This window comes from Nocardia uniformis NBRC 13702, from assembly GCF_001613345.1.
GTDB lineage: Bacteria > Actinomycetota > Actinomycetes > Mycobacteriales > Mycobacteriaceae > Nocardia > Nocardia uniformis.
On record NZ_BDCE01000003.1, the window covers coordinates 45,467 to 51,831 of the forward strand.

A 6,365-nucleotide genomic window follows, 5' to 3' on the forward strand; every position below is an offset into this window, starting at 1 on the left:
TCTCGTCGTCCCGGCGCGCTCAGCCCTCGTCATCCCGGGGCCGGAATGACGGGAGCGACGGTGGCCAATTCTCCGGTCTGAAGGGGTCGTTCCACTAGCATGGGTCGCGCCGCCCGGCGTCTCGCGAAAACCGAGTGTTGGGCCCGGCATTTCGCCCGTACGCAAGCTGTTTCTTCCTACGCAAGCTGTGTCGACGCTCCAGAAGGAGATGCTCGTGAGCTCGTTCCGAAAGCGGCGCCAATCGGAGCCCCCGCCATATTCCAGCATGGCCGGATGGAACGAGTCGGATACCGCACCGCTGCCGCGGCAGTCCGAACCCCGCGGTCGGCCGCGTAAGCGCACGAAACCAGCCGATCGCGACGGTGACTCGCGACGTCCGACCCGCACCCGGGCACAACGGCTGCGCCGGGTGCTGCTGTCACTCTTCCTGATCTTCGTGGCGGTCCCGTCGCTGATTCTGGGGCTCGCCTACTGGAGCGCGGAGATTCCCGATCCCACCGCGGTGCAGACCAATCAGATCGCCACCATTGTCGCCGCCGACGGCAGCACGGTCATCGCGAAGGTCGTTCCGCCGGAAGGTAATCGGATCCCGGTACCGCTCGCCGAGGTGCCCGAACCGGTGCGGCTGGCCATGCTCTCGGCCGAGGACCGCAACTTCTATACCAACCCGGGCTATTCGGTGACGGCGTTCCTGCGCGCCGCCCGCGACAATCTGTCCGGGCGCGAGGATGCGGGCGGCGGCTCCACCATTACCCAGCAGTATGTGAAGAACGCCTTCCTGACCTCCGAGCGGACCATGAACCGCAAGATGCGCGAGCTCATCATCTCCGCCAAAATGGCGCGCGAATGGTCCAAGGACGACATTCTCGCCGCGTACCTGAACACCATCTACTACGGTCGCGGCGCGTACGGCATCGGCTCGGCGGCCAAGGCGTACTTCGCCAAACCGGTCCCGGAACTCACCCTCGCCGAGGGTGCGGTCCTGGCCGCCCTCGTGCGGACCCCGTCGGCACTGGATCCGGAAACCCATCTCGACGACCTGAAGTTCCGCTGGGCCTACGTACTCGACGGCATGGTGGACTTGGGCGCGCTGTCGCGCACCGAGCGGGCCGCGGCGGTATTCCCCGATATCCGGCCGATCACCGAGCTCGTCGACGATAACTCCGCTCGCGGACCGGAGGGCCTGATCCGAACCCAGGTGCTGCGGGAACTGCGCGCCTCCGGCATTTCCGAGCACGAGCTCGATACCGGTGCGCTGCAGATCATCACGACCATCGATGCCCGGGCCCAGCAGGCGGCGCTCGAAGCGGTCGGCGATGTTCTCGGCGGACAGCCCGCCGAATTGCGCACGGCGGTGGTGTCCATCGACCCGCGCAGCGGTGCGGTGCGCGCCTACTACGGCGGCTCGGACGGTATCGGCTTCGACTTCGCGCAGGCCCCACTGCAAACCGGTTCGGCCTTCAAGACTTTCGCGGTCCTCTCGGCGCTGCAACAGGGAATTACGCTGTCCTACAAGCTCGACAGCGCGCCGATCACGGTGAACGGCGAGAGGATCACCAATGTCAACGACGAATCGTGTGGCACCTGTTCTCTCGCCGAGGCCTTCAAACGGTCGCTCAACACCAGCTTCTACCGACTGTCCCAAGCCCTCTTCTCCGGGCCCAAGGGCATTGCCGACGCCGCGCACCAGGCCGGTATCCCGGACCGGATTCCCGGGGTGCCGGGTAAAACCCTCACCGAGGAGGACGGGCTGCCGCTGCCCGCCATCGTGCTGGGCGCGTATTCGGTGCGCCCCATCGATATGGCGTCGGCGTACGCGACCATCGCCGCGCACGGCGCCTACCGCAAGCCGTACTTCGTGCAGAAGGTGATCACCGGTGACGGCCGGGTACTGCTCGATCGCGAGGACGGCGCCGAGCCGGCGCAGCAACGGTTCCCGGCCAAGGTGGCCGACACCACGGCCCAGGCCATGCTGCCCATCGCGGCCTACTCCAACGGCCACGGATTGGCCGGTGGTCGGCCCGTGGCCGCCAAGACCGGTACCACCCAGCTCGGTGAGACCGGACAGAACAAGGATGCCTGGATGGTCGGCTTCACCCCGTCGCTGTCGACCGCGGTCTGGGTGGGAACCGAACAATCGCAACCGATTCGGACCAGGGGTGGTGCGCGCGTCTATGGTTCGGGACTACCCTCCGATATCTGGAAGCAGACCATGGACGGTGCGTTGGAAGGCACTCCCGTGGAACAATTCCCGAATCCGGAACCGGTCAGCGACAGTTCGTCGTCGGGCGGTTTCGACATACTCAACCCACAGCCCGGGGCCCAGCAGGAGCCCGTGGTGATCATCCCGCCCGCCCCGCCGCCGCGGCAGGTGGAGATCTTCCCCGGACTCAGCATCCCGGTTCCCGGCTGAAACCCGGTTTACTGTTGATCATGAATAACGGTTAGCGGACCCATCCGCGCCCGCCCACCGATATGGTGGGAACCGGCCACCGGTGCCAGCTACTCGACGGGGCGGTGGCAGGATGCGGGTGGGAGCAGATGCGGGTGGGATACAACGCGAGACATAGGGGCGACGCCGGTGGATTTCAATGTCGTTGAACGCCACGAAACGCTGGTAGCCGGAACGGTGCTACGCAGCCCGGCGCTCGCGGTCGAGGGACCGCGCCGCGCCAAGGTCGAGGAGGCGTGGAAACGCAACCTCACGCGCAGCCTGCCCGGACCTCCAGCCACCGCATACGTCGATCACGCACCCGAGATCGGCTCATACCTCACCCATATCGTCGGCTACCGCTGCGCGAGCCTCGACGACCTACTGCCCGGTGATGTGCTGGCCCGCATCCCCGCCGGTCTCTTCGCGCGGTTCACCCGCAGCGGCGACAATGTGGGCGACACCATTGTGTCGATCTGGCGGGCGGTGTGGGATCTGGAGGCGACCGGCGCGATCGTGCGCGCCTACACCGGGGATTTCGAGCACTATCCCGACTCCCGCACGGTGGAAGTGTTCGTGGCACTGGATCCGAGCTCGACCGATAGTCGAGATAAGGCGTAGGGGGCTGGCTGTGGACTTCGAAATCGTGACCCTGGACGGATCGCTCGTCGGCGGTCTGACCGTCCCGCTCGCCGGACGCGAGGTCACCGCCCGCGACCTCGATCTGGTCAACTTCACCTGGGACCGGTATCTGTCGCGGGAGAAGGCCGTTCCCCGCGTCGCCGCGTATATCGGGCAGAACGACCACGCGGTAGCCGTCCTCGGCTATGAACTGACCGACCTCGACGAACTCGACACCGGCGATGTGATGACCCGGATTCCGTCGGGTCGCTATGCGAAATTCGTTGTGACGGACAAGCCCTACGATCTGCTGCGCACGGCGTGGGCCAAGGTGTCCAAGGCCGAGAGCGCGGGGACGATTACGCGCTCGCATACCGCGGAGATCGAGCGCTACACCGGACCGGCCTCGGTCGAGGTGTACGTCTCTCTCGACTGACTCAGCAGTCGAAACGTTAAGGGCGGACCCGCGATTGACTCGCAGGCCCGCCCTTACGCACTCTTGCCTCACTGCCCTCTCCGCGCCGCCCCAACCCCGTTGTTCGCGGCCCGCCCCGTTCTGGACTGAGTGGAGCGGGGGAGCGAAGCGGAGGAGCGGAGGGAGGGAAGAACGGGGTTACGAGGGCCGCGAACCGGCGGAGCGAAGCGGAGGCAAATTAGACACTGTCGATGATGAACGCTTCCAGCTGCTCGCGGGCGACGTCGTCGGCCAGCTGCTTCGGCGGGGACTTCATCAGGTAGGCGGACGCCGGGATGACCGGTCCACCGATACCGCGATCGAGGGCGATCTTGGCGGCGCGCACGGCGTCGATAATGATGCCCGCCGAGTTCGGCGAATCCCAGACCTCGAGCTTGTACTCGAGGTTCAGCGGCACGTCACCGAAGGCGCGGCCCTCGAGGCGCACGTACGCCCACTTGCGATCGTCGAGCCAGCCGACGTGGTCGGACGGGCCGATGTGCACATTGCCCTCGCCCATGTCCTTCTTCAGGTTGCTGGTGACAGCCTGGGTCTTGGAGATCTTCTTGGACTCGAGGCGGTCGCGCTCGAGCATGTTCTTGAAGTCCATATTGCCGCCGACATTGAGCTGCATGGTGCGGTCGAGCTGCACGCCGCGATCCTCGAACAGCTTGGCCATCACCCGGTGGGTGATGGTCGCGCCGACCTGGGACTTGATGTCGTCACCGACGATGGGGACACCGGCGTCGGTGAACTTCTTCGCCCAGACCGGATCGGAGGCGATGAAGACCGGCAGCGCGTTGACGAAGGCAGCGCCCGCGTCGATGGCGCACTGCGCGTAGAACTTGTCGGCCTCTTCCGAACCCACGGGCAGGTAGGAGACCAGCACGTCGACCTTGGCGTCCTTCAGAGCCTTGACCATGTCGACCGGATCGGCCTCGGACAGGTCGATGGTCTCGGCGTAGTACTTGCCGATGCCGTCGAGGGTCGGACCGCGCTGCACGGTGACACCGGTCGGCGGCACGTCGGCAATCTTGATGGTGTTGTTCTCGCTCGCGAAGATCGCATCGGACAGGTCGAATCCGACCTTCTTGGCGTCGACGTCGAACGCGGCGACGAACTTCACGTCACGCACGTGGTAGGGGCCGAACCTGACGTGCATGAGACCGGGAACGGTCGCGGTCTCGTCAGCGTCCTTGTAGTACTGCACGCCCTGAACCAGAGAAGATGCACAGTTGCCCACGCCTACGATGGCCACGCGAACTTCGGTGGCGCCCTCAGCCGTATTGATGTCACTCATGGCCGGTGTTTCCCTCTTTCTGTGGTGCCGCCTTCGTCGATTGCTCTGCGGCAATCAACTCGTTGAGCCAGCGCACTTCGCGCTCGCTTGATTCGAGACCGAGTTGATGGAGCTGGCGGGTGTAGCGATCCAGCTGCCCGCTGGCTCGTTTTATCGCCTCCCGCAGTCCCTCTCGGCGCTCCTCGACCTGCCTCCGCCGCCCCTCCAGAATTCGCATCCGCGCTTCCGCGGGGGTGCGATTGAAGAAGGCCAGATGAACGCCGAAGCCGTCGTCGGTGTAGTTCTGTGGTCCGGTATCGGCCAGGAGCTCGGCAAACCGCTCCCGCCCGACGTCAGTCAGCTGGTAGACCCGCCTGGCACGACGGGTGACCATCCCCTGCGGGGTCTCCTCCGCGATGAGACCGTCGGCCTGCATTCGCCGCAGGGTCGGATACAGCGACCCGTAGGAGAAGGCCCGGAACGGACCCAGCAGACCGGTCAATCGCTTGCGCAGCTCATAGCCGTGCATGGGCGATTCGAGGAGCAGCCCGAGGATTGCCAACTCGAGCACCGGGCCTCACCCCCTCCTGACTGTTCTTTTCAGACCTAACCGATGGATGCGATTCCAAACTATATCGGACCGATACATCTAGCGCTGTGTCAGATTGCCCTCCGCTTCGCTCCGGGCGGTTCGCGGCCCTCGTAACCCCGTTCTTCCCTCCCTCCGCTCCTCCGCTTCGCTCCCCCGCTCCACTCAGTCCAGAACGGGGCGGGCCGCGAACAAGCGGGGTCGAGGTAAGGGACGTCTCAAACTGGCCCGGCGAGTGGGCGTCGAGAGCAAGTACTCTGGGTCCCGTGCGAATTCAGCGGCAGGTAGTGGACTATGCGCTTCGGCGTAGGTCGCTGCTGGCCGACGTCTATGCGGGCCGAATCGCCGTCGCCGAGGTGTGTGATGCCAATCCGTACCTGTTGCGTGCGGCAAAGTTTCACGGGCGGGGGAGCGAGGTCACATGCCCGATTTGCAGGAAAGAGCAGCTGACTCTCGTATCGTGGGTCTTCGGCGACGGGCTGGGACCTGTCGCGGGCTCGGCCCGGACGCCCGAGGAACTGGTCCGCATGGCCGAATCTCGCGAAGAGTTCTCGGTACACGTCGTCGAGGTATGCCGGACCTGTAGCTGGAACCATTTGGTGCAGTCCTATGTGTTGGGCAGCGCCCCAGCGCCCGCAGGCCGTCGACGCGCTGGTACTCGTCGTACCGCCGCCGAATGAAAGGCCACGCAGACCGCTGACCGCGGAGCAACGCGCGCGAGCGGCAATGACCTACGCGCGCGCGACCGCCCGAGCTACCCGAAATAGTCGAGTTATTGGAGATCCAGGCTGTGAATTCGCCCTATGACGACGGACCGCCCCGCGGCCGCCCCCAGCGTGGTGGTTCCCAACCCGGTCCCGGCGGCTACCCGCCGCCGCGACCGGCCGGACCGCCACCGGGACGGCAGCCCGGTGCTGCCGGTCGTCCGGGACCGGGTGCCGAGCCGACTCGACGGGCTCCACAGCCGGGCGGTGCGGGCGGATATCCGCCA

7 protein-coding genes are annotated in these 6,365 nt (G+C 65.8%); 5 read left to right on the forward strand and 2 right to left on the reverse strand.

All coding sequences use genetic code 11. The annotated features are described in order from the left end of the window. The first annotated feature begins 208 nt into the window (after positions 1–208). From NU1_RS00570 to NU1_RS00580, 3 genes are all read left to right on the forward strand, one after another. Positions 209–2,413, forward strand: a complete 2,205-nt coding sequence (locus NU1_RS00570) for a transglycosylase domain-containing protein (RefSeq protein WP_067516209.1) — start codon at positions 209–211, stop codon at positions 2,411–2,413. A 168-nt stretch (positions 2,414–2,581) separates the two neighbouring features. Next, positions 2,582–3,052, forward strand: a complete 471-nt coding sequence (locus NU1_RS00575; RefSeq protein ID WP_067516183.1) for a GyrI-like domain-containing protein — start codon at positions 2,582–2,584, stop codon at positions 3,050–3,052. A 10-nt stretch (positions 3,053–3,062) separates the two neighbouring features. Next, a complete protein-coding gene (locus NU1_RS00580) occupies positions 3,063–3,488 on the forward strand; it encodes a GyrI-like domain-containing protein (protein ID WP_067516185.1) in 426 nt (141 codons plus the stop codon). Positions 3,489–3,705: 217 nt separating this feature from the next. On the opposite strand, the gene NU1_RS00585 is transcribed toward NU1_RS00580, so the two are convergent. Together NU1_RS00585 and NU1_RS00590 are read right to left on the reverse strand one after the other, a co-directional pair. Next, positions 3,706–4,806 (reverse strand): inositol-3-phosphate synthase, encoded by a 1,101-nt coding sequence (locus NU1_RS00585; protein ID WP_067516187.1) that lies wholly within the window; start codon positions 4,804–4,806, stop codon positions 3,706–3,708. Beyond that, positions 4,799–5,356, reverse strand: coding sequence for a PadR family transcriptional regulator (locus NU1_RS00590; RefSeq protein ID WP_067516189.1), 558 nt, complete (start codon positions 5,354–5,356; stop codon positions 4,799–4,801). The genes NU1_RS00585 and NU1_RS00590 overlap by 8 nt, the downstream gene beginning before the upstream one ends. 284 nt (positions 5,357–5,640) lie before the next feature. Between NU1_RS00590 and NU1_RS39905 the strand changes: the two genes are divergently transcribed. Together NU1_RS39905 and NU1_RS00595 are read left to right on the forward strand one after the other, a co-directional pair. Then, a complete protein-coding gene (locus NU1_RS39905; protein ID WP_084520855.1) occupies positions 5,641–6,054 on the forward strand; it encodes a DUF5318 domain-containing protein in 414 nt (137 codons plus the stop codon). A gap of 123 nt (positions 6,055–6,177) precedes the next feature. Next, on the forward strand, positions 6,178–6,365 hold a 188-nt coding region (locus NU1_RS00595), incomplete at its 3' end, for a hypothetical protein (protein WP_157551909.1).

What these genes read in the sequence shown, in the direction of transcription:
- NU1_RS00585 (WP_067516187.1), bottom strand. Translation starts at nt 4,806, where the DNA reads ATGAGTGACATCAATACGGCTGAGGGCGCCACCGAAGTTCGCGTGGCC.
- NU1_RS00570 (WP_067516209.1), top strand. Translation starts at nt 209, where the DNA reads ATGCTCGTGAGCTCGTTCCGAAAGCGGCGCCAATCGGAGCCCCCGCCA.